Consider the following 18,896-nt stretch of genomic DNA (forward strand, 5'->3'; position numbering starts at 1 on the left):
CAAGGTTACACACATGGAATGGTTATTTGACCCGACAATCTGGGTCGGCCTGCTGACGCTGGTCGTACTGGAAATCGTACTGGGTATCGACAACCTGATCTTCATCGCCATCCTGGCCGAAAAGCTGCCGCCGCACCAGCGCGACAAGGCGCGCGTGCTGGGCCTGACCCTGGCCCTCGTCATGCGCCTGGGCCTGCTGTCGCTGATTTCCTGGCTGGTCACCCTGACCACGCCCTTGTTTTCCATCTGGACCTTCTCGTTCTCGGGGCGGGACCTGATCCTGCTCGTCGGCGGCCTGTTCCTGCTGTTCAAGGCCACCACCGAGCTGCACGAACGCCTCGAAGGCGTCACGCACGCCCAGACGGGCCCGAAGGTCTACGCCGGCTTCGGCCTCGTGGTGGCGCAGATCGTCGTGCTCGACGCCGTCTTCTCGCTCGACGCCGTCATCACGGCCGTGGGCATGGTGGAAAACCTGTACGTGATGATGGCCGCCGTCGTCATTTCCATCGTCGTCATGATGCTGGCCTCGAAGGTGCTGACGCGCTTCGTCAACGCCCACCCCACCGTCGTCGTGCTGTGCCTGAGCTTCTTGCTGATGATCGGCCTGTCGCTGGTGGCCGAAGGCCTGGGCTTCCACATCCCGAAAGGTTATCTGTACGCGGCCATCGGTTTCTCCATCGTCATCGAGTTCTTCAACCAGCTGGCGCGCCGCAACATCCTCAAGCTGCAATCGAACGCCCCGCTGCGCGACCGCACGGCGCAAGCCGTGCTGAGCCTGCTGGGCGGGCGCAAGGGCCGCGAGGCGGCCGAAGAGCATGAAGTCAAGGAGCTGCCCGACGTCTCCGCCTTCGGCGTGGAAGAGCGCAACATGGTCAGCGGCGTGCTGACCCTGGCCGAACGCTCGATCCGCTCCGTCATGACGCCGCGCGGCGACGTCTCGTGGGTGAACCTGAACGACAGCAGCGAGAAGATGCTCAAGTTGCTGCGCGACACGCCGCACAGCATGATTCCTGTGTGCAATGACGACCTCGACAACGTGGTCGGCATCGCGCGCAGCAAGGACCTGATCGAGGATCTCGTCTCGCACGGCAAGATCGACCCGGCCAGCATGCGCGAAGCCATCGTCGTGCCGGAAGCGGCCGGCGTGCTGAAAGCCATGGAAACCCTGAAGCGCTCGCGCGGCCAGCTGGTGCTGGTGGTCGACGAGTTCGGCACCGTGCAGGGCGTGCTCACGCCCATCGACATCCTCGAAGCCATCGCCGGCGAATTCCCCGACGAGGACGAGCAGCCCGATGTGGAAGTGCTGGGCCCCGGCCACTGGCGCATCGACGGCGCGACGGACCTGCATTACCTGGAGCAGGTGTTCGAGACGGAAACCCTGGTCAGCGAAGACGGCGAGTACAACTCGCTGGCCGGTTTCCTGCTGGCGCACTTTGAAAACATGCCGGCCGTGGGCGAAGTGCTGGAACTCGGCGATCTGCGCTATGAAATCGTCGAAGCGGACGAGCGCCGCATCGCCTGCGTGGACGTGCGCCGCATCGAGCCCGATCACAGTTTGTAACACAATGGCAAGCGTGCCCCGCTTGCCATGGCGTATGCTGGGGTCTGCCTTTTCCGGAGACGCCCACATGAAACATACTTTGCTACGCCTGACCCTGCTCGCCTGCGCCGCCTTGGGCAGCCAGGCCGGCGCCCAGGCCGCCACGCCGTCGACCACGATCAAGCCCGGCCTGTGGCAAGTCGACAGCAAGATGGCCTCGCCCGACGCCGCCACCGACAACGCCATGTCCATGGTGCTGCAGCAGCTGGGCAACCTTCCCCCCGATCAACGCAAGCAGCTCGAAAGCATGGCCGCCAGCCGCGGCATGGCCATGCCCGCCGTGGGCGCCGACGGCGCCGTGCGCGTGACGGCCTGCGTGACGCCGGACATGGCCGCGCGCAAGCAGATTCCCACGGGCCAGCCCGGCGATTGCAAGTCGAATAACACTGCCATCGCGGGCGGCATGAATATATCGTTCACGTGCGCCAACCCGAAATCGAGCGGCGAAGGCAAGGTGATGTTTACGGGCGACCAGGCGTTCAGCATGCAGCTGGCGGTGACGACGAGCGCGCGCGGCGCGCCGGAACAGGTGAATGTGACAAGCAACGGCAAGTGGCTGGGCGCAACGTGCCCCGCGCCCTCCGCCGCCGCTCAGAAGCCGTGACGGAAGCCCAGGTTGAATGCCGCGTCACCGCGTCCCGCATCGCTGGCGTTGCCCACCGTGTAGCGGGCGCCGTTCTTGTTGTGGATCTTCGCGTAGGACGCATAGAAATCGCTGCGTCTTGACAGCGAATACGTGAGGCCGACGGCCACCTGCGTGGCGTCGCGGTTGGCCAGGTCGCGGTCATCCTTGTGCACCCACGAGGCCAGCAGCTTGACGCCGCCCGCGGGCACGGATACGCCCAGCAGGGTGTCGCGGCTGTCCGACGACGACATCGACAGGGCCAGCGAACTGTAGGCGTTGTTCGGGTCCCACGGCGAACTGCCATAGCCCTTGTTGACGCCCACGGCGGCAAACGCGGTAGCCACTTTCAGGTCGACATTGGCCGCGATCAGGGTGTTGCGTGAAGACATGTCGATGGCGGGCAAGGTGCCGGAGGCAAGGATGAAGTTGTTCTTGCGCTGGTGCGACACGCTGACATTCACGGCGCCGGCCGAATAGCCGAGGGTGGCGCCATACGCGCGGTTGTTGGCGCTGCTGTACGGCGACTCGCCAAAGCTGTAGATGGCGCTGGCGGTGACGCCGCGCAAGGCGGGCGTCACGTATTTGACGGTATTGTCGTAGCGTTTCACGCTGTAGCCGGCCAGGTTGCCGGCGCTGCCGGCCATGCCGCCCTTGAACGGGTCGGCCACGTCGGTGAGGGCCAGGTATTGCAGGTTGTACTGGCGGCCCAGTGTCAGCGCGCCCAGGCGGCTGTCGAGGCCCACATAGGCTTGCCGGCCGAACAGGCGGCCGTCTTCCGACTGGCCCGTGTCGTTCTGGATGCCCGCTTCCAGGGTAAACACGGCGGAAACGTCGTTGCCCAGCGCTTCACGGCCCTGCACGCCCAGGCGCGAGCCCGAAGCGACGCCGCCGGAGACCTTGGTGCCGGCGCAACTGGCGGCACAGCCCCGCTCGGCCACGATGCCCGCGTCGAGCACGCCGTACACGGCAACGTTACTGGATGCGGCGCTGCCCGCGCCATCGGCGGCCTGGGCCGTCGCGCCCAGCGCGAATGGCCCCATCCCTATCACAGCAAGCGCAAAATACGAGGTCTTCATGATAAATATCTCGGTAACGTGAATGAAACTGCCGGGTATTGATCAGGACATGCGCTCGGTGTCTGATCTCAGTGTTACCTTATCCCCGCTTTTTGTCCAGCGATCTGTGCGTTGAGCAACAGAAACTTCAGCTTAGCCCCGGGAAATGAGTGGGATACTGACAACACGCAAGAATGAGCATGATCCTTGGCAATTGCTGCGCAATAAGATCAAAAGCTGGCCCTGCCGTGAAGCAATGTTCGGTGGCGAACGTTGCGCGATTTGACGCAGGCAGTACACTACTGGTTTTACCGACAGCGGCTCGCCCGTTTTTTCTGCATGCTAGCTATCCTCGAACGCATAGACCCCAACTCCAGCAATATCGACTTGCTGGTGGAATTGTTCAACTCTCTGCGTCCCAAGCGCCCCCACGACAGCGCTACCGCGATTGCCAACGTGCGCACCCTGCGCCAGCTTCTCAAAGGTAACCCCGCCCAGGCCCGCGCCCTGCACGAATACGTGCTGCGCGTGCTGGCCGCGCGCCGCCACGCCAGCCTGTACACGGACATCGGCGTGCTGTCGAACAGCGGTTTCTTTACAGAATTGAAACGCCGCATCGCCTACCGCATGCTGCCGCCCGCCCTCGGCGACGAATACCTGAACGACGCGCTCGACCAGGTGCTGTACCTGAAGACCGACTATTTGTGGATCAGCAACGTGCCCGCCACGGACTGGCTGGAACTGTTCGACGTGCTCACCAGCGACGACATCGAACTGGCCGTCGGCGACGGCAATATCATGCTGCCCGGCATGCTCGACGCCATCCGCACCCTGTCCTACCGCGTCTGCGCCATGGGCCTGGAACCGGAATTGACGCGTTTCCACAGCGAAATTGAAGTCTTCCAGTCGCCATTCATGGTGCAGAACACGGAAGTAAACGCCTACCTGGACGCCTACACGAATTTGCTGCAGGGCGACATCGAACATATCGAGGATGCGCGCCATTTGCTGGTGATGCTCGACCAGTGCGACGCCGTCATCGCCAAGATCCGCAAGAAGGCCCTGTACCAGGGCACCAGCATTCCCCTCACGTATCTGCTGGTGGCGCTGGCGCAAAGCATCGACCGCCTGCGCAAGCTGCTGTTCCTCGTCGACACGAGCGGAGAATTGCCCAGCTCCGCCAACGTGGACATCGCCGCCATCACGGTCGACGCCACGCAGGACTTGCTGCACCCGCAGCCCGTCAGCCGCCGCCGCGCGGGCGCCGTCGCGCTGGCGCTGGAACTGATACGCGCGCATAACCACAAGTACAAGGTCAGCGACTTGTTCTCTGACAATATCAACTTGCTGGCGCGCAATGTGACGGAAAACGCCAGCCGCACGGGCGAGCACTACATCGCGGAAAACCGGCGCGAAATGGGCGCCATGTTCCTCTCGTCGGCGGGCGCGGGCATCATCATCGGCTTCATGGCCCTGTTCAAGATTTTGATGTCGTACTTGCGCTCGGCGCCGCTGGTCGAAGCCTTCATGTTCAGCATGAATTACTCGATCGGCTTCATGTTCATCCACTTGCTGCACTTCACGGTGGCCACCAAGCAGCCGGCCATGACGGCTTCGCGTATCGCCGCCGGCCTGCACAGCAAGGATGGCCGGAATATCGACCTCGACAGCATGGCCGAACTGATCAACAAGGTCTTCCGCACGCAAAACATGGCCGTGCTGGGCAACCTGGCCACGGCCATCCCCACGGCCTGGCTGATCGCGCTCGGCTACAAGGCGATCACGGGGCACAACCTGGTGACGCCGGAAAAAGCCATGCACTTGCTGCACGATATAGACCCCATCGGCAGCCCCGCCATCTTTTACGCCATGATCGCCGGCGTGTGCCTGTTCGTGGCCGGCCTGATATCCGGCTACTACGACAACCAGGCCCTGTACACGCGCTGGGCGCAGCGCATCGCGCAATTGCGCGGCCTGGGCCGCGTCATCGGCCAGGAGCGGCTGCAGCGGCTGGGCCTGTACATGGAAAACAACCTGGGCGGCCTGATGGGGAACTTCTATTTCGGCATTTTGCTCGGCTCCATCGGCACCCTGGGCTTTTTGATCGGCCTGCCCATCGATATCCGCCACATCACCTTCTCGGCCGCCAACTTTGCGACAGCCCTCGTGGGACTCGATCACAATATGAGCTGGCAGCTGGCCGTCAAGTCGCTGTCGGGCATCTTCGCCATCGGCACGGCCAACCTGCTCGTCAGCTTCGGCCTGGCCCTGTGGGTAGCGCTGCGCTCGCGCCAGGTGCGCTTCAAGCACGGCATGCAGTTGCTGAAGATCCTGGGCAAGCGTTTCCTGAAGTCGCCCATCGTCTTCTTCTTCGGCTCGAAAAACCCGCCGCCACTGGCACTGGCCGACGAGTCGGCAAACCTGTCACCCACGACCAAGGCTCACAAATGACCACCCGGCGCATGCAATCCTGCCTCACCGCCCTACTGCTGTGCTGGACCCTGGCTGCATGCGCCTCGCTACCCAACGTCAAGAACCTCAACACCACCCTGGCCCCCGTGGCCAAGCCCAAGGTGATCACGGGCAAGGGCGCCGTGCTGAACGTCAACAGCCGCGCCGCCCTGCTCAACAAGCGCTGGGCCAGGTCCGGCATGGACTTGAAGACCCAGGCCGCGCTGGAAGAGGCGGCCACGGGCGTGCCTTTGATCAAGGGCAACAAGGTGACCCTGCTGTTTGACGGTCCGCAAACCATGGAAGCCATGTTCCAGGCCATCAGCGACGCGAAGACCAGCATCAACCTGGAAACGTATATCTTCGACCAGGACCCGCTGGGCCTGAAGTTCGCCGACATGCTGATCGAGAAGCAGCAATCGGGCGTGACGGTCAACGTCATCTACGACAGCGTGGGCACGATCGGCGTGCCGCAGGCGTTCTTCGAGCGCATGCGCGCGGCCGGCGTGCACCTGGTGGCCTTCAACCCCGTCAATCCCGCCAAGCTCAAGGGCGACGAGTGGAAGATCAACAACCGCGACCACCGCAAGGTGCTGATCGTCGACGGCAAGACGGCGTTTACGGGCGGCATCAACATCAGCGACACCTATGCCAAGAGCTCGCTGTTCCGCTCCAAGAACAAGGCCGCCGACAAGAGCGACGTGGGCTGGCGCGACACCCACGTGAAGGTGGAAGGCCCGGCCGTGGCCGCCTTCCAGTGGCTGTTCATCCGCACCTGGGCCCAGCAAGACCAGGCCGACTTGCCGGACGCCAACTACTTCCCCACCCTGTCGGAAGTGGGCGACAAGCTGGTGCGCGTGGTGGCCAGCGAGCCGGACGGCGGCTTTGAAATCTACAAGGCGTACATCCTCGCCATCCAGGAAGCAAAAAAAACGATCCACATCACGTCCGCCTATTTCGTGCCCGACCAGCAGACGGTCGACGCGCTGATCGGGGCCGCGAAACGGGGCGTGGACGTGACCGTGGTGCTGCCCGGCGTGTCCGACAGCGGCCTCGTGTTCCATGCGGGACACGCGCTGTACGATCAATTGCTGGCCGGCGGCATCCGCATCTTCCACTTGAAACTGGCCGTGCTGCACGCCAAGACGGCCGTCATCGACGGCGCCTGGTCGACCGTGGGCTCGACCAACATCGACATGCGCAGCTTTTTGCATAACAGCGAGCTGAACGTGATCGTGCTGGGCGACAGCTTCGGCCGCGAAATGGAAAATGCCTTCCAGGAAGACTTGCGCGACTCGCAAGAGATCACCAAGGCGAGATGGGAAACGCGGCCCATCTCCGACCGCATGAAGGAATGGGCGGCACGTTTCATGAATTACTGGCTGTAAGCACCCATCAGGCGGCTGGATATTTGCACAAATATGCACTATATTGCACCAATAGTATGACGATCGTCGTACTGCTCATATCTGGAGTGGACCACCATGGGAACCGTGCGCAAGACCATTACCTTGACGGACCAGCAGGACGACTGGATCAAGGCGCAGATTGACGCGGGGCGCTATACGAACGACAGCGAATACATCCGCGACCTGATCCGGCGTGAACAGGAACGCAGCGCCGAACTCGATGCGATCCGCACGGCGCTGGTGGAAGGCGAGGCAAGCGGCGAACCCCAGCCTTTCGACGCCAGGGCTTTCAAGCAGAGAATGCTGGCAGCGCATGGCTGAATACCGGCTGACGCCCGCCGCCGAGCATGATCTTGAGGCGATCTGGGCGTATACGTCGCAGCGGTGGAGCGTGCAGCAGGCCAGTGTTTATCTTGACAACATGACGGCAGCCTTCGATGAGCTGGCACGCGCGCCCGAGACGGCACCGGCATGCGAGCAGATTCGGCCCGGCTACCGGCGCCGCAAAGTCGGACGGCACATGATTTATTTCCGCATCACTCACTATGGCATTGCCATCGTCCGCATTTTGCATGACCGCATGGATGCGGCACGCCATCTGTAATTAACACATCATCGATCACAGCGGCCGCAAGCTGGCCCACACGCCGCCCTGGCGTTCGAACGCTTCCGTGCTGACCTTTTCAAACTCGGCGCTGTCTTCATTCCAGCTGTAGCGCTCGACCCTGATGCAACTGTTTTCCACGCGCAGCACATTGAAGGAGTTCGACTCGCCCCTGCCCCGCGTCGACGTGGCCGTGCCCGCCTGCACCATCAGGGCTGCGTAGCCGGCGATCTTGTAGCGCTCGGCCGTGTTGCCCGCCACGCTGGCATGCAAGTGTCCCGCCAGCAGCAGATCCACGCCGCATTCGGAAAACATCTGCAGCGCCTGCGGCGCGCGGTCCACCAGGTCATCCTCGTCGAAGTGCTCGGGCAAGTCAAACGGATGGTGCGTGACGATGATGCGCGTCAAGCCGGGCGGCAAGCGGCCCAGGCGTTCACGCAGGAAATCGATCTGCTCGTGGCTGATGCGCCCATCCTTGAACGTCAATGAGCGGGCCGTGTTGATACCCAGCACGGCGATTTCCTCGTCCACGTATTCGGGCGACAAATCGTCCGTCACGTGGCGCCGGTATTTCACCAGCGGCGTCAGGAAGCGGGAAAAGACGTTGTACAGCGGCACGTCATGGTTGCCCGGCACCACGATCTGCGGCCCCGGCAAGCTGTCGAGGAATTGCCGCGCCTGCTGGAATTGCACGCTGCGGGCCCGCTGGGTGAGGTCGCCCGAGACCACCACCACGTCCGGCTCCAGGCGCTCGACCAGCGCGCGCAGGGGCGCCAGCAGGGCCGCATCGACCTTGCCAAAATGCAAGTCGGACAAATGCACGAGGGTACGCATGGCCTACTCCTGGGCTGGCGCCGGCGCGGGAACGAGCACGTCCAGGGCGGCGGGACGGATGCGGTAGCGCAGCGGCGTATTCATGACGGTCACTTCGCCATCGGTGGCCACACGCAGGCGGCGGTGGTGCGTGGCGATCTCCAGGTCCGTGGCCGTCAGCACGTCGAAATCCTTGGCCTGCGACAACTTGCCGAACAGCGCATGCAGGGCCAGGCGCACGAGGCCCAGGCGGCCCGGACGCTGCGCCACGTAGAGGCTCAGCTGGCCGCCATCGAGCCGCTCGCGCTCGCCGATATTCAAGCCTTCCATCAGGTATTCATTGTTGCCGATGAAGACAAAGGGCGTGCGCCGCGCATGCACGGCGTCGTTGAGCTTCAGCTGCACGCCGAGAAAGGGATAGCGGCGCAAGGCGGCCACCAGCGCCCAGCTGAACGCCAGCCATTTGCCCCGTCCCAGCCGGCGCTGCTGCTTTTCGCGGTCACGCACGATGTCGGGATACAGTCCCAGGCTGGAATTGTTCAGGAAGATGCGGCCGTTGACTTCGCCCACGTCGACTTTCACGGGCACGCCCCGCGCCACGTTGGCAATGGCCGCCTCCAGCGTGAGGGGAATATTCAGATCCTTGGCGAAATGGTTCAAGGTACCCAGCGGCAAGACGCCAAACGCCGTGCCGCTGCCGACGACGACGGAGGCGACGGCGTTGATGGTGCCGTCGCCGCCGCCGGCCACGACGATGGGCGCCCCATCGCGCAAGGCCTGTTCGGCCGTGGCGATCATCTCGGCCCCGCTTTGCGCCAGGGTGATGGCGGCGTCGAGGCCCACGGCCCGAAAATGTGCTGCCAGCTGCTGCGTCCAGTCGGACGCATAGCCGCAGCCGGCGCCCGCGTTGATGATGACGGCGATTTTGCTCAGGATCATTCCCCTTATGTAGTTTGCCGGATATGCCGGCGGCGGCGCAGGGTCGACACGCCGGCGATGCAGATGGCCAGCCAGCCATAGCTTTCCGCCATGGCCGCCAGCACATCGCTCAGGTAATGCGCGCCCAGGTAGATGCGGCTGAAACCGACGAGGGCCGCCATCAGGAAGGCCGCCAGCGCAATGGCGACGCGCCTGCCCCACGCGCCCGGCGCCGTCTGGCAAATCAGGTAGGCGGCCAGCAAGCCATACAGGGCCGTCGACGTGGCCGTATGGCCGCTGGGAAAGCTGTACGTGCTCAGGGCCGTCTGCAGGATGGGCTCGTCAAAGCTGGGCCGCGCGCGCACAAAAATGTACTTTAACAGCAGGTTCAAAAACATGACGCCCGGCATGGTAATGGCCAGGGTGAACAGCCAGTACGTGGCGCCCTTGCGATACCAGTACCAGCCCAGCAGGCTGGCCAGCGTGATGGCGCCGATCACGCCGTGCAGATGCGTGACGACCAGCAGCACGCTGGTGATCCACGGCACGGCATGCTGGTTGAACCACTGCGCCACCTGCAGGTCGATCACGGTGATCTGGGCCATGCCCATGACGGCCTCGGCGATCTCGTGGAAGACCACGATGGCCACCAGCATCAGGGCCACGCCCACCGTCATATGCAGGCCCAGCTCGCCCTCGGGCGACAGGCGCGCCTCGACGAAGCGGCGCAGTTTCAGGGTCCAGCCCGGGGTCATGCCCATGTCATTTTTCTCTTGCAAACTACGTGCTCCTCAAATCAGGCGTGATGATCAAAAAAACCACACCAGTAAAAAAATACTGTTTATTCATACAGTAGCTGTGTTTTCATACAGTAGTTATGCTATTCTGATGACTCGTTCAACACATCTCCCTCAAAGGAATTGTCATGGCAACATTGAATAGCGGTTTTGGCTCACGGTTCGGCCTGGAATACGCCCCAAGCTCTTTCCTCGTCCGCATGGGCAAGCGCGAAATCCTCGTTTGCCGCGACTTCCGCAAGCGCTACTACACCGTCAATCCCTTGATCGAGTGCGGTACGGGCATCGAGCCGGGCTATGTTGAAGTGCTGCTGATGCGCCGTTGGCTCCTCATTCTATCCAAGGCGCATTAAGAATGCCTTTAAAGCATGGTGCTTGCACCCTGTTCTAAAGTCAGCTCCGCCCGGCCACGCCGGGAGCGCGCCAGTACCGGCCGGCGGCAACGCTGGCCGACCCCTCATTACTGCGTGCGTTCCGGTGCGGCCGGGCTGGCAGGTGTTTTATCGTCAAACACATTCGCCTCGTACCACAAGGTCACGAACAGCACCATCACGACGGGGCCGATGAACAGGCCCACGAGGCCCAGCGTTTCCACGCCGCCCAGAATGCCGAACAACACGGCCAGGAAGGGCAGGCGGGTGGCGTTGCCGATCATGCCGGGACGCACGAAATGGTCGGCCACGAACAGCACCACGGTGCCCCAGGCGGCCACGCCGATGGCGGCGCCTACATTGCCCTGGAACACCAGCAAGGCGGCCGCGCACAGGTAAGCGAGCGGCGCGCCGAACGGGATGATGGCCAGGATGCCCGTGGCGAACGCCCACAGGGCCGGCGACGGCAAGCCGGCAATCGCATAGGCGATGCCGATCAGCACGCCTTCGGCCAGGCCCACGAGCACCAGGCCGTTGACTGTCGCGCGGATGGCCGTGGGGATCTTTTGCGCATAGCGCCCCCACCGTTCAGGACGCAAGAAATGGCTGCCGATGGCCGTGATCTGGCGCGTCAGCGCTTCGCCATCCTTGTAGAAGAAAAACAGGCATAAAAACGCCAGGCCGAAGTCGACGAGGCGGTGGAAGACGTCCGCGCCGAGGACTTTCAGCATGTCGCGCGCGGAATGAAAGCCGCCCACGGCGCTGCCCGCAAAGAAGTGGCCGAGGCCATGGGGCTGGCTCAGGGTGGCTAGCCACCAGTCGCCGATGGCGCTGCCCGCCAGCGGAATGTGCGGCACCCAGTCCGGCACGGGCAAGCCGTCCGTATTCGCATGGACGACGAAATTGGCCAGCACGGGCACTTCGCGCGCCGCCTGCGCCACGCCGAACAGGACGGGGATGATGAAGATGCAGGCGAACGCCAGGGTCAGCACGGCCGCCGCGACGATGGGGCGCTGCCCCAGCGCCGCGCGCACGCGCAGGTACAGGGGCCAGGTGGCCACGCACAGGATGCCGGCCCACACGAGCGGCAAGAAGAAACGCTGCATGACGAAGGCCGTCACGGCGATCAGGGCCAGGGAAAAGCCTGCGCTGACGATGTCGCGCTGGGTATCGTTCATGCCACTCCATTCGTGCCCGGCGCCATGGGCCGCCAGTATTTGCTATGCGCCACATGCGCAGGCGTAGCGTAACACGGAGATTCGCCGATTTACACGAGGCCCAGCTCCGCCGGTTTCACGCCGGCAAACACGTGATCGAGCTGCGCCGGCGTCAAGCCGAAGCTGCGGCGCAGCAAGCCGCCCAGCACGGCCCGGTATTCATTGAGCACGGGCATGTCGCGGTTCTGGAACAGATTCGCCTGCGTGATGGCCAGTTGTTCGCCCGCCACCTGTTTCCCCTTGATGCCGCCGCCGAGCACCCAGAACACGCTGCCGTGGCCATGGTCCGTGCCGCGGTTGCCGTTTTCGCGGAAGGTGCGGCCAAATTCGCTGACCACGACGACCATGGCATGGCGCCAGGCGCTGCCCATTTCCTGCGAAAACGCAGACAAGCCCCGTCCCAGCTCGTCGAAGCGCCCGGCAAGATAGCCATTGGCGCCGCCCTGCCCCACGTGCGTATCCCAGCCGCCCACGTCGACGAAGCCGATGTTGTATTTGTCCTTCATCAAGCGGGCGATGCGCTGCGCTTCCAGTTCAAAACCCTTGGTCGTGATGGCGTTGCGGTTGGCTGCCTGCATTTCCCCCGTCAACTCCCGGCTTACGTCCTCGCGCACGGCAAAGCCGGCAGCCACCTGCTGCTGCAAGGGCGTGCCCTTGTACATGGCGGCGATGAGCTGGCTTTGACGCGCATCAATGCCGGACTTGCCCAGCGCGCGCAGTGCCATGTTCGGCACCTGCACGCCGCCCTGGAAGATCAGGGGCAGCTGGTCCGTGAAGGCGATGGCCGGGCTGGCCTTGCTGCTGTTTAAGGTTTGCACGAGGCGGTTCAAGAAGCCCGAGCGGAAGTCGCGCCGCCCGCCGATCTCCTGCCCCAGCTCGATGCTGTCCTGCGTCTCGAAATGGCTGCGCGTCAAATCCGTCGTACCGGCAAACGGGATGAAGGCCGCCTCGCCGCCATGGAACATGGGATAAATGCTGTCGCGCAAGGCCGGATGCAGGGCCCAGTCGCTGTTGAGCGCCAGCGCGCCGTTGTCCGCGCCCGGTTTGGCGATGGCGATATTCGGCCGCGACGCATAGTAGAAATCGCTGCCGATGGGCACCAGCAGGTTGTTCGCGTCATAGCCGCCGCGCAGGAAGACGAACAGCAGCTTCGCATCCGTGGCGGGCGCGGCCAGCAGGCTGCCCGCATGGGTGAGCAAGGGCGCGGCGGCCAGGGCTTTCAACAGGTCACGACGGTGCATGGCGATTCCTTTAGCGGTGCATCATTTCTGGAGAGGAAAGAAGAAAAGTGTTCCACTCCTGGGGCGAGGCGGCCTGCTCCAGGGCCTGGCGCGTGGCCGGGCTCAAGCCCGGCTGCAGCGACTGGTAAAACAGGGCGCTGGCCAGCTGGGGAAACGCCGCTTTTTCCTGCGGCTGCGGGCCATCCGTCTTGAACAGGCCGGCGCTGCCCGAGGCGATGGTGCGGGCGATATCGAAGCGCGTCGTCATCTGGCCGGGGCTGGCCCAGGACGCATCCGTCAAGGGATAACCGTCCGGCGTCTGGCGTCCGTACAGGGGCTGGCCCATGCGCGAGAGCCAGTTCAGCATGGGGCCCGCGTTGAGGATGGGCTTGTCGTCATAGCTGAGGCGCACGGCCGACACCACATAATGCATGGGGTCCTTGAATTTCTTGCCCAGCGATTGCCTGAACTCCGGGCTGCTGAACATGGTCTGCAGCACGTCGGCGATCATGCCGTCGCTTTGCCGGAAGGTGGCCGCCATGCGCGCTACCAGCGCTTCGGGCGGATTGTCGCCGACGAAGTACTGGGCCAGCTTGCCGCTGATAAAGTGCGCGGTGGCGGGACTACGGCTCAGGCGATCCAGCGCTTCATCGAGCTCCGCCAGGCCCCTGCCCTTCACGGTTTGCCCCAGGAACTGTTTATCGCCGTAATCGTGGCGGTTCGGATTGAACTCGAACAGGCCCCGGCGCACGTATTGCGCTTGCAAGGCCGGTTTCACCTTCGGCGTCTCCGGCCCCAGGTTCACGCCCACGCCCGTCAGGATGCGCGCCAGTTCCTGCACGTCAGCCTGGCTGTAGCCGCCGTTCACGCCCAGCGTATGCAGCTCCATCAGCTCGCGCGCATAGTTTTCATTGATGCGCTTGACGGCATTGGCTTCATTGTCCAGGTAGCGCAGCATGGCGGGATGGTGGACGGTGGCGCCCAGCAAGTCGCGGAATTTCCCCAGCGCATGCGGCGCGATGGCATTCGCCTCGTAGTCGCCCACCATGGCGCGCAAGTTGTGCTTGCCCTGGTGCACGCTGAAGTGGTTGAGCCAGAACCAGCTCAGCTGCTGCTGCAGCTGGTTCGGTGCATACACGTCGAGCAGCAGCGAGCGCGTGGCCGCCTCGCGCGCCAGGCGGTTCAGTTCCTGCTGGCACTCCTTTTGCGCCTGCTGCTTCGCCATGTCGTCCAGCACGCCGGCCGCATCCTTGCGCTTTTGCTCCACGGACATCACGAGCTGGTCGAGCGGCACCTGGCTGATGGTCATGGCGTCGATCTGCGCCTGCACGGCGGGCGGCAAGGCCGATTTTCTTGGATGCAATTGCGCCTGCAGCCAGGCATTCCAGCCTTGCTGCTGCAGTTGGCGCACGCTGCCCCCGCTCACGCCCCAGCTGACCCTGTCCAGCATGGCAATGTCCTGCGCGGCGCTGGCCGGCGCCCGATGACCGGCCTGGACGGCAGGCTCGGTGGCGGCGCAGCCGGCCAGCAACAGCACGGACATCAGGGCGGTCGGCAATAATCGGTTGGGGGGCATGGCGATCCTTCAGGCGGTTTCAACCAGAATGCTTGAGGGTACGCCCTCGTTGACCCGCGCATGATTGCCAATTGCAACGAGTTGTAAAGAAACGTTACCTTAAAGCAACTCCATACACTTGTCGCGCAGGAAATCGCGCAACTGCAACACCAGCGGCGTCACCTGCGCGCGGTGCATGCACACGAGGTGCAGGGGCGTGGCCTCGCCCGCCGCCTCGGGCAACAGCACTTGCAGGCGGCCCGCGGCCACGTCGCCAGCCACGTCCAGCCGCGATTTGTAGGCGATGCCCAGGCCCGCCACGGCCCAGCGCCGCACGAGGTCGGCGTCGTCCGCGCTGCGGTTGCCGCTCACCTGCACCGTCACCTGCTCGCGCTGGGGCAGGCGGTAGAAGGTCCAGCGGTCGTGCATGCCGTCTTCCAGCGCGAAGCGCAGGCAATTATGTTGCGGCAAGTCCTGCAGCGCCAGCAGGGGGCCGTGCGCGCGCAGGTAGGCGGGCGAGGCCACCAGCACCCTGTCGTTGGCGGGCGCGATGGGCAGGGCGATCATGGACGAATCGTCCTGCTGGCCATAGCGGATGGCCACGTCGACTTGCTGGCGCACCATGTCGGCCACCCTGTCGCTGACGCTGAGCTGGTAGTGCAGCGTGGGATGGCGCGCCTGGAACTCGTCCAGCCAGCCCAGCATCAGATTGCGTCCCAGATCGGAGGGCATGGCAATTTTCAAGGTTCCGCCGAAACTGTCCTTGCCGGCCAGCAGTGCATCATGGCCGGCGCGCAGCAGGCGCAAGGCTTCGCGCGCATGCTCCAGGTATTGCGTGCCTTCCGCCGTCAGGCTCAGCGAGCGGGTCGTGCGGGCCAGCAGGCGCAGGCCCAGTTCCCCTTCCAGGCGCTTGACGGCGGCGCTGGCCAGCGCGGGCGAGATGCCGATCTCGCGCGCGGCCGCCGACAAACTGCCCCGGTCGGCCGTGCGCACAAACACCTGCAAGTCATCGAGTCGCAGCAATTTTCAGCATTCCTTTGAAAGTGTTTCGGTACGCGCCCTCTTTTTCCTGGGCGCGAAAGCAACCATCATACGTCATCGCCTTCCTACTCTCGACCAAGGATAATCATGAAAGCCATCGCCTACCGCCACAGCCTGCCCATCACGGATGCCGACGCCCTGCTCGACATCGAACTGCCCGTGCCCGTCGCCACGGGACGCGACCTGCTCGTCGCCGTCAAGGCCATTTCCGTCAATCCCGTCGATGCCAAGGTGCGCAAGAACCGCGCGCCGAAAGATGGCCAGCCCGAAGTGCTGGGCTGGGATGCGGCCGGCGTCGTCACGGCCGTCGGCCCCGGCGTCACCCTGTTCCAGGTGGGAGACAAGGTCTGGTACGCGGGCGCCATCAACCGCCCCGGCAGCAACAGCGAATTTCAACTGGTCGACGAGCGCATCGTCGGCCACATGCCGGCCAGCCTGGACTTTGCACCCGCCGCCGCCCTGCCCTTGACCGCCATTACGGCCTGGGAACTGCTGTTCGACCGCCTGCAGATCAGCCGCGACAAGAGCCTGGCCGGCAAGTCCCTGCTGGTGATCGGCGCGGCCGGCGGCGTCGGTTCCGTGCTGGTGCAGCTGGCGCGGCAATTGACGGGCGTCACCATCATCGGCACGGCCTCGCGTCCCGAGACGGCGGCCTGGGTGCAGGAACTGGGCGCGCACCACGTGATCGACCACAGCCTGCCGCTGGCCGCCGAAATCACGCGCCTGGGCTTGCCGCCCGTCGATTACGTGATCAGCCTGAACCAGACGGACAGGCATTTCGAGCAAATCGTCGAACTGATCGCGCCGCAGGGCAAGTTCGCGCTGATCGACGATCCCGAGTACATCGACGTGCGCAAGTTCAAGGGCAAGAGCGTGTCCTTGCACTGGGAACTGATGTTTACGCGTTCGCTGTTCCAGACGCCGGACATGGTCAAACAGCACGCACTGCTCGACGAACTGGCGCAGCTGGTGGACGCCGGTGTCATCAAGACCACCGTGGCCGAGCGCTTCGGCACGATCAACGCGGCCAACCTGAAACGCGCGCATGCCCTGCTGGAAAGCAATACGGCAAAAGGCAAGATCGTCCTTGACGGGTTCTAGACTCAGGTAATCAGGATGGCCCGGAAATCATTGACATTCGTCAAGGTCGGGCCTGTCACCACGCTGTCTCCCAGCGCCTGGAAGAAGCCGTGGCCATCGTTGTTGTCCAGGCTGTCGCGGGGCTTGATGCCCAGCGCCCAGGCACGCTGCAAAGTGTCGGGCGCCAGAAGCGCGCCGGCGATGTCTTCCTGGCCATCGACGCCATCCGTGTCGCCGGCCAGCGCGTGGATGCCCGGCGCGCCATCGAGGGCGAGGCCCAGCGCCAGCAGGAATTCCACGTTGCGTCCGCCGCGGCCCTTGCCGCGCACGGTGACCGTCGTTTCGCCGCCCGACAGCAGCACGCAGGGGGCGGGAAACGGCTGGCCCCGCACCGCCGTCTGCAGCGCGATGCCGGCCATGACCTTGCCCACGTCGCGCGCCTCGCCTTCCAGGCTGTCGCCCAATATATACGGCGAGACGCCGGCCGCGCGCGCCACGGCGGCCGCCGCTTCCAGCGCCATCTGCGGCGTGGCGACCAGGGTCGTGCGCGTGCGCGCCAGCCGTGGATCAGCGGGTTTCACGGATTCGCCGCGCCCGCTTTCCAGCGTTGCTCTTATGCTCTCCGGCAAGTCCATGCCATAGCGGCGCACGATGGCCAGGGCGTCCTCGCACGTCGTCGCGTCGCCCACCGTGGGGCCGGAGGCGATATCGCCGAGCTTGTCGCCAGGCACGTCGGATATCGCCAAGGTCACCACCTGCGCCGGATGGCAGGCGGCCGCCAGCCGGCCGCCCTTGATGGCGGACAAATGGCGGCGCACGCAATTCATTTCGCCGATGGTGGCGCCCGACGCCAGCAAGGCGCGGTTCAAGGCTTGCTTGTCTTCCAGGCTGATGCCGTCCAGCGGCAGGGCCAGCAGCGAGGAGCCGCCGCCCGAGATCAAACACAGTACGGTATCGTCCGCCTGCAGGCTGGCGACCAGTTCGAGCATGCGCCGCGCGGCCTGCATGCCGGCCGCATCCGGCACGGGGTGCGACGCTTCGACGATCTCGATGCGTGCGCAGGGCACGGCATAGCCGTAGCGCGTGACGACGAGGCCGGACAGCGGCCCCGGCCAGTGCTGTTCCACGGCCTGCGCCATGGCGGCCGAGGCCTTGCCCGCGCCGATGACGATCAAGCGCCCCTTGGGCGCGGGCGGCAGATGGGGCGGCACGCAGTGCGACGGCTGGGCCGCTTCGATGGCGGCGTGAAACATGGCTTGCAGCAAGGCGCGCGGTGCTGGGGTCGTCGTCATGGTGTGTCCTCCGGTCTCCGAACCCGATCATAGCAGGGACGGCGGCGCCCGGCGGCTAGAATGGCGTCTTGACCACATCACAGGAATCCAATGAACGACGCCATCGAATGGACCAGTCTTGCCCGCACTTTCGGGCTGTTTACCGTCACGGCCGTGGCCGAACTGCTGGGCTGCTACCTGCCCATGCTGTGGCTAAGCAACAAGGGCGGCGCCTGGCTGCTGTTGCCGGCCGCTGTCAGCCTGCTGGTCTTCGTGTGGCTGCTGACCCTGCATCCGGCCGCCAGCGGCCGCGTCTACGCCACGTATGGCGCCATCTACATCGCCACGGCGCTGGGCTGGCTGTGGCTGGTGGACGGCGTCACGCCCGCCTGGACCGACGTCGCCGGCGTGGGCCTGGCCCTGGCCGGCGCCGCCGTCATTGCCATGGGGCACAAGGCAGCGTAATCAGGCCGCGTGCTGGCGGAAATTCGTTTCCGCCGACCATGCCGCGCTGGCGCGGGCCAGCAGCACGGCTTCGCCATCGGCCAGCCAGTCATCCGCGTCGGCAATCTTCCACATCGCTTGCAGCAGCTTGCGGCGCAGGTCCGGGTCCGTGATTTCGTCGAGCAGGCTGTCGATCACGCCATGGGCCAGTTGCACGGCGCCATGCACGGTCGAGGTCAGCATGTCGTCGCACAGGTCTTGCAGCAGCCGTTGAAAAGCGGCGGGCGGCAAGTCGATATGGTCGAGGATCTTGCTGCCGTGCAAGGCCTGCAGTTCGGAGCCGTCCAGGTTGCCATCGACAATCATCATCAGGGCCAGGATACGGCCCGCTGCCTGGGGACTATTGAGTTCATAAGTACGCATGA

General features: G+C 64.4%; 19 protein-coding genes. 9 read left to right on the forward strand and 10 right to left on the reverse strand.

Translation table 11 applies throughout. The features are described from left to right. The first annotated feature begins 13 nt into the window (after nt 1-13). The gene (locus BXA07_RS20730) at nt 14-1,561 is read left to right on the forward strand and encodes a TerC family protein (RefSeq protein ID WP_076570463.1); all 1,548 of its coding nucleotides are present in this window, start codon (nt 14-16) and stop codon (nt 1,559-1,561) included. 67 nt (nt 1,562-1,628) lie between these two features. Beyond that, nucleotides 1,629-2,204, forward strand: a complete 576-nt coding sequence (locus BXA07_RS20735; protein WP_076570465.1) for a DUF3617 domain-containing protein — start codon at nt 1,629-1,631, stop codon at nt 2,202-2,204. Here the strand turns inward: BXA07_RS20735 and BXA07_RS20740 are convergent. Then, the gene (locus BXA07_RS20740; protein WP_076570467.1) at nt 2,192-3,301 is read right to left on the reverse strand and encodes a porin; all 1,110 of its coding nucleotides are present in this window, start codon (nt 3,299-3,301) and stop codon (nt 2,192-2,194) included. The genes BXA07_RS20735 and BXA07_RS20740 overlap by 13 nt on opposite strands. Nucleotides 3,302-3,619: 318 nt before the next feature. Here BXA07_RS20740 and BXA07_RS20745 point away from each other — a divergent pair, with 318 nt between their 5' ends. The 4 genes from BXA07_RS20745 to BXA07_RS20760 all read left to right on the forward strand — a co-directional run bounded on the left by BXA07_RS20745 (nt 3,620) and on the right by BXA07_RS20760 (nt 7,744). Then, nucleotides 3,620-5,731: a site-specific recombinase gene (locus tag BXA07_RS20745; RefSeq protein WP_076570656.1), complete on the forward strand. Its 2,112-nt coding sequence runs from the start codon at nt 3,620-3,622 to the stop codon at nt 5,729-5,731. Next, nucleotides 5,728-7,119 carry a cardiolipin synthase gene (gene cls / locus BXA07_RS20750; protein ID WP_076570469.1) on the forward strand — a complete coding sequence of 464 codons (1,392 nt, stop codon included), beginning with the start codon at nt 5,728-5,730 and terminating at the stop codon, nt 7,117-7,119. The genes BXA07_RS20745 and cls overlap by 4 nt, the downstream gene beginning before the upstream one ends. A gap of 96 nt (nt 7,120-7,215) precedes the next feature. Then, nucleotides 7,216-7,461, forward strand: coding sequence for a type II toxin-antitoxin system ParD family antitoxin (locus BXA07_RS20755; RefSeq protein WP_076570471.1), 246 nt, complete (start codon nt 7,216-7,218; stop codon nt 7,459-7,461). Beyond that, nucleotides 7,454-7,744: a type II toxin-antitoxin system RelE/ParE family toxin gene (locus BXA07_RS20760; RefSeq protein ID WP_076570473.1), complete on the forward strand. Its 291-nt coding sequence runs from the start codon at nt 7,454-7,456 to the stop codon at nt 7,742-7,744. Before BXA07_RS20755 ends, BXA07_RS20760 begins: the two co-directional genes overlap by 8 nt. 15 nt (nt 7,745-7,759) lie before the next feature. Here BXA07_RS20760 and BXA07_RS20765 read toward each other — a convergent pair whose 3' ends face one another. From BXA07_RS20765 to BXA07_RS20775, 3 genes are read right to left on the reverse strand one after another with little or no spacing between them, the layout of a single operon-like run. After that, nucleotides 7,760-8,578 carry a metallophosphoesterase family protein gene (locus BXA07_RS20765; RefSeq protein ID WP_076570475.1) on the reverse strand — a complete coding sequence of 273 codons (819 nt, stop codon included), beginning with the start codon at nt 8,576-8,578 and terminating at the stop codon, nt 7,760-7,762. 3 nt (nt 8,579-8,581) lie between these two features. Further along, nucleotides 8,582-9,496 (reverse strand): diacylglycerol/lipid kinase family protein, encoded by a 915-nt coding sequence (locus BXA07_RS20770; protein ID WP_076570478.1) that lies wholly within the window; start codon nt 9,494-9,496, stop codon nt 8,582-8,584. A gap of 5 nt (nt 9,497-9,501) precedes the next feature. Beyond that, nucleotides 9,502-10,236: a phosphatase PAP2 family protein gene (locus BXA07_RS20775; RefSeq protein WP_083708435.1), complete on the reverse strand. Its 735-nt coding sequence runs from the start codon at nt 10,234-10,236 to the stop codon at nt 9,502-9,504. 164 nt (nt 10,237-10,400) lie between these two features. On the opposite strand from BXA07_RS20775, the gene BXA07_RS20780 reads away from it, so the two are divergent. Then, complete coding sequence (locus BXA07_RS20780) at nt 10,401-10,625, forward strand: hypothetical protein (protein WP_010396348.1); 225 nt, start codon at nt 10,401-10,403, stop codon at nt 10,623-10,625. A 107-nt stretch (nt 10,626-10,732) separates the two neighbouring features. Here BXA07_RS20780 and BXA07_RS20785 read toward each other — a convergent pair whose 3' ends face one another. The 4 genes from BXA07_RS20785 to BXA07_RS20800 form a co-directional block, all read right to left on the reverse strand. Further along, nucleotides 10,733-11,821, reverse strand: a complete 1,089-nt coding sequence (locus tag BXA07_RS20785; protein ID WP_076570480.1) for an AI-2E family transporter — start codon at nt 11,819-11,821, stop codon at nt 10,733-10,735. Nucleotides 11,822-11,910: 89 nt separating this feature from the next. Then, nucleotides 11,911-13,101, reverse strand: a complete 1,191-nt coding sequence (locus BXA07_RS20790; RefSeq protein ID WP_076570482.1) for a DUF1501 domain-containing protein — start codon at nt 13,099-13,101, stop codon at nt 11,911-11,913. Nucleotides 13,102-13,111: 10 nt separating this feature from the next. Beyond that, a complete protein-coding gene (locus BXA07_RS20795; RefSeq protein ID WP_076570484.1) occupies nt 13,112-14,656 on the reverse strand; it encodes a DUF1800 domain-containing protein in 1,545 nt (514 codons plus the stop codon). A 99-nt stretch (nt 14,657-14,755) separates the two neighbouring features. Continuing rightward, entirely contained in the window at nt 14,756-15,658 is a 903-nt protein-coding gene (locus BXA07_RS20800; RefSeq protein WP_076570487.1) for a LysR family transcriptional regulator, read from the reverse strand. A gap of 105 nt (nt 15,659-15,763) precedes the next feature. Here BXA07_RS20800 and BXA07_RS20805 point away from each other — a divergent pair, with 105 nt between their 5' ends. After that, the gene (locus BXA07_RS20805) at nt 15,764-16,777 is read left to right on the forward strand and encodes a zinc-binding alcohol dehydrogenase family protein (RefSeq protein ID WP_076570489.1); all 1,014 of its coding nucleotides are present in this window, start codon (nt 15,764-15,766) and stop codon (nt 16,775-16,777) included. A 2-nt stretch (nt 16,778-16,779) separates the two neighbouring features. Here BXA07_RS20805 and BXA07_RS20810 read toward each other — a convergent pair whose 3' ends face one another. Beyond that, the gene (locus BXA07_RS20810; RefSeq protein ID WP_076570491.1) at nt 16,780-18,048 is read right to left on the reverse strand and encodes a glycerate kinase type-2 family protein; all 1,269 of its coding nucleotides are present in this window, start codon (nt 18,046-18,048) and stop codon (nt 16,780-16,782) included. Nucleotides 18,049-18,138: 90 nt separating this feature from the next. Here BXA07_RS20810 and BXA07_RS20815 point away from each other — a divergent pair, with 90 nt between their 5' ends. Then, entirely contained in the window at nt 18,139-18,492 is a 354-nt protein-coding gene (locus BXA07_RS20815) for a YnfA family protein (RefSeq protein WP_076570493.1), read from the forward strand. On the opposite strand, the gene BXA07_RS20820 is transcribed toward BXA07_RS20815, so the two are convergent. Further along, entirely contained in the window at nt 18,493-18,894 is a 402-nt protein-coding gene (locus BXA07_RS20820; RefSeq protein WP_076570661.1) for a tellurite resistance TerB family protein, read from the reverse strand. It abuts the gene before it with no gap. Between the last annotated feature and the right edge of the window lie 2 nt (nt 18,895-18,896).

The sequence above is a fragment of the Janthinobacterium sp. TND4EL3 genome, from assembly GCF_900156175.1.
GTDB lineage: Bacteria > Pseudomonadota > Gammaproteobacteria > Burkholderiales > Burkholderiaceae_D > Janthinobacterium.

Excerpts from the sequence above, each read along its gene's own strand:
- BXA07_RS20730 (WP_076570463.1), top strand. The coding sequence starts at position 14 with ATGGAATGGTTATTTGACCCGACAATCTGGGTCGGCCTGCTGACGCTG.
- BXA07_RS20735 (WP_076570465.1), top strand. The coding sequence starts at position 1,629 with ATGAAACATACTTTGCTACGCCTGACCCTGCTCGCCTGCGCCGCCTTG.
- BXA07_RS20740 (WP_076570467.1), bottom strand. The coding sequence starts at position 3,301 with ATGAAGACCTCGTATTTTGCGCTTGCTGTGATAGGGATGGGGCCATTC.
- BXA07_RS20745 (WP_076570656.1), top strand. The coding sequence starts at position 3,620 with ATGCTAGCTATCCTCGAACGCATAGACCCCAACTCCAGCAATATCGAC.
- cls (WP_076570469.1), top strand. The coding sequence starts at position 5,728 with ATGACCACCCGGCGCATGCAATCCTGCCTCACCGCCCTACTGCTGTGC.
- BXA07_RS20755 (WP_076570471.1), top strand. The coding sequence starts at position 7,216 with ATGGGAACCGTGCGCAAGACCATTACCTTGACGGACCAGCAGGACGAC.
- BXA07_RS20760 (WP_076570473.1), top strand. The coding sequence starts at position 7,454 with ATGGCTGAATACCGGCTGACGCCCGCCGCCGAGCATGATCTTGAGGCG.
- BXA07_RS20765 (WP_076570475.1), bottom strand. The coding sequence starts at position 8,578 with ATGCGTACCCTCGTGCATTTGTCCGACTTGCATTTTGGCAAGGTCGAT.
- BXA07_RS20770 (WP_076570478.1), bottom strand. The coding sequence starts at position 9,496 with ATGATCCTGAGCAAAATCGCCGTCATCATCAACGCGGGCGCCGGCTGC.
- BXA07_RS20775 (WP_083708435.1), bottom strand. The coding sequence starts at position 10,236 with ATGGGCATGACCCCGGGCTGGACCCTGAAACTGCGCCGCTTCGTCGAG.
- BXA07_RS20780 (WP_010396348.1), top strand. The coding sequence starts at position 10,401 with ATGGCAACATTGAATAGCGGTTTTGGCTCACGGTTCGGCCTGGAATAC.
- BXA07_RS20785 (WP_076570480.1), bottom strand. The coding sequence starts at position 11,821 with ATGAACGATACCCAGCGCGACATCGTCAGCGCAGGCTTTTCCCTGGCC.
- BXA07_RS20790 (WP_076570482.1), bottom strand. The coding sequence starts at position 13,101 with ATGCACCGTCGTGACCTGTTGAAAGCCCTGGCCGCCGCGCCCTTGCTC.
- BXA07_RS20795 (WP_076570484.1), bottom strand. The coding sequence starts at position 14,656 with ATGCCCCCCAACCGATTATTGCCGACCGCCCTGATGTCCGTGCTGTTG.
- BXA07_RS20805 (WP_076570489.1), top strand. The coding sequence starts at position 15,764 with ATGAAAGCCATCGCCTACCGCCACAGCCTGCCCATCACGGATGCCGAC.
- BXA07_RS20810 (WP_076570491.1), bottom strand. The coding sequence starts at position 18,048 with ATGACGACGACCCCAGCACCGCGCGCCTTGCTGCAAGCCATGTTTCAC.
- BXA07_RS20815 (WP_076570493.1), top strand. The coding sequence starts at position 18,139 with ATGAACGACGCCATCGAATGGACCAGTCTTGCCCGCACTTTCGGGCTG.
- BXA07_RS20820 (WP_076570661.1), bottom strand. The coding sequence starts at position 18,894 with ATGCGTACTTATGAACTCAATAGTCCCCAGGCAGCGGGCCGTATCCTG.